The organism is Arthrobacter sp. Hiyo1 (assembly GCF_001263615.2).
GTDB lineage: Bacteria > Actinomycetota > Actinomycetes > Actinomycetales > Micrococcaceae > Arthrobacter.
This window is the reverse complement of the sequence record NZ_DF952468.1, coordinates 759,818-762,179: the sequence shown is the minus strand read 5'-3', so window position 1 is coordinate 762,179 and position 2,362 is coordinate 759,818. Positions and strand designations below refer to the sequence as shown.

Genomic DNA, 2,362 nt, shown 5'->3' with positions numbered 1-2,362 from the left:
GTTCAGCGTCCACGCGCGGAGTGGGGACTCCGGCGTCGGACAGGATGGCTGTTGCCTCGCGGACAGCGTCGGCGAGGCTTTGGCCCGGAAAGAACGTCATGAAGATCCTTGCAGGCTGTTACTCGCCCAGGGCATCCAGGCGCGACTGTTCATCCATTTCGATGGCCGATTGGATGACCGGCTCCAGGTCGCCGTTCATGACGGCGTCGAGGTTGTAGGCCTTGTAGCCCGTCCGGTGATCGGCAATCCGGTTTTCCGGGAAGTTGTACGTGCGGATGCGCTCGGAACGGTCCATGGTGCGGATCTGCGACTTGCGCTGGGCCGAGTTCTCGGCGTCGATCTGCTCCTGCTGGTGTGCCAGGATACGGGCACGAAGGACGCGCATGCCGGCTTCACGGTTCTGGAGCTGGGACTTTTCGTTCTGCATAGCCACCACGATGCCCGTGGGGAGGTGCGTAATGCGGACGGCAGAGTCCGTGGTGTTGACGGATTGGCCGCCGGGACCTGAAGACCGGTAGACGTCGATCTTGAGGTCGTTCTGGTTGATTTCGAGCTCTTCAGGCTCATCCACTTCGGGAAGCACGAGTACGCCGGCCGCGGACGTGTGGATGCGGCCCTGCGACTCCGTGACGGGAACACGCTGGACGCGGTGCACGCCGCCTTCGAACTTCAAGCGGGCATAGACGCCTTCTGCGGGATCGTTCGAGTTGCCCTTGACGGCCATCTGGACGTCCTTGTAGCCTCCCAGGTCCGATTCCGTGGCCGAAATGAGTTCGGTCTTCCACCCGCGGGACTCGGCGTAACGCATGTACATGCGCAGCAGGTCCCCGGCGAAGAGCGCAGCTTCGTCGCCGCCTTCGCCGCCCTTGACCTCGAGAATGACGTTGCGGGCGTCGTCGGGATCGCGAGGGATCAGCAGCCTGCGCAACTTCTCCTGCGCTGCCGGAAGCTTCGCCTCGATTTCGTCTACCTCGGCAGCAAATTCGGCGTCCTCGGAAGCCATTTCCTTGGCCGCTTCGAGATCGTCCATGAGCCCGCGCCAACGGTTGTACGCCTCGACGATGCCCTGCAACTGGGCAGAGCGCCGCCCCAACTTGCGGGCCAAAGCCTGGTCGGCATAAACGGCAGGATCACTCAACTGCGCCTGGATAGCAGCATGCTCGTCAAGCAATCCCTGTACGGACTCAAACATTTTCAAACCTCTTTCGACTTCTACAAGTCTAATAACTGCAACGCGGGGTCACTTACGGCCCATCCAGGCCCTCGGCATGGGCCGTAAGTGACCCCGCGTTGCAAAGGGAAGGGGCGGGAGCGGAACATCCGCGCGGCACCAACCGCACGAACGAACCAGCGCCCGCCCCTAAAACAGCTATTTGTCGTTATCCGACTTGGCTCCAAGAGTCGTCTTCTGTACCTGCATGAGGAACTCGACGTTGCTCCCGGTCTCCCGGATCTTGTTGGTCAAGAGTTCAAGGCTCTGCTGGGTCTCGAGTCCGGAGAGGACGCGGCGCAGCTTCCACATGATCTTGACTTCTTCGGCCGAAAGCAGGTTCTCTTCGCGACGGGTACCCGAAGCGTTGACGTCCACGGCCGGGAAGATGCGCTTGTCCGCCAGCTGGCGGGACAGGCGGAGCTCCATGTTGCCCGTGCCCTTGAACTCTTCGAAGATGACCTCGTCCATCTTGGAACCGGTCTCCACGAGCGCGGTTGCCAGGATGGTGAGCGAGCCACCGTTTTCGATGTTGCGCGCAGCACCGAAGAAGCGCTTCGGCGGGTAGAGCGCAGCGGAGTCGACACCACCGGACAGGATACGGCCGGAGGCCGGTGCTGCCAGGTTGTAGGCGCGGCCCAGGCGGGTCATGGAGTCCAGGAGGACCACCACGTCCATGCCCATTTCCACGAGGCGCTTGGCGCGTTCGATGGAAAGCTCGGCAACCGTGGTGTGGTCATCGGCAGGACGGTCGAAGGTGGAGGCAATGACCTCGCCCTTGACGGTGCGCTGCATGTCCGTGACTTCTTCGGGACGTTCGTCCACCAGCACCATCATGAGGTGGACCTCAGGGTTGTTGGTGGTGATCGCGTTGGCGATGGACTGCAGGATGAGCGTCTTGCCGGCCTTGGGCGGGGAGACAATCAGGCCGCGCTGGCCCTTGCCGATCGGGGCCACGAGGTCGATGACACGCGGGCCGATCTTCTTGGGGTCCGTTTCGAGGCGCAGTCGCTCGGACGGGTACAGCGGAACCAGCTTGGCGAATTCGACGCGGTCCTTGAGCTCTTCGGGCGTCTTGCCATTGACCGACGTGACGCGGACGAGCGCGTTGAACTTCTGGCGCGCGGACTGCTGGCTGCGGTCCTCGCCGTC

2 protein-coding genes and 1 pseudogene are annotated in these 2,362 nt (G+C 62.7%); all 3 read right to left on the bottom strand.

The features are described 5' to 3' along the window. A pseudogene (locus tag AHiyo1_RS26130) lies at nt 1–100 on the bottom strand (peptide chain release factor N(5)-glutamine methyltransferase); the annotation flags it as partial. Nucleotides 101–118: 18 nt separating this feature from the next. Beyond that, complete coding sequence (prfA, locus tag AHiyo1_RS03320) at nt 119–1,192, bottom strand: peptide chain release factor 1 (RefSeq protein WP_028264759.1); 1,074 nt, start codon at nt 1,190–1,192, stop codon at nt 119–121. A 177-nt stretch (nt 1,193–1,369) separates the two neighbouring features. Continuing rightward, a partial coding sequence (gene rho / locus AHiyo1_RS03315; protein ID WP_084784334.1) for a transcription termination factor Rho occupies nt 1,370–2,362 on the bottom strand: 993 nt, incomplete at its 5' end.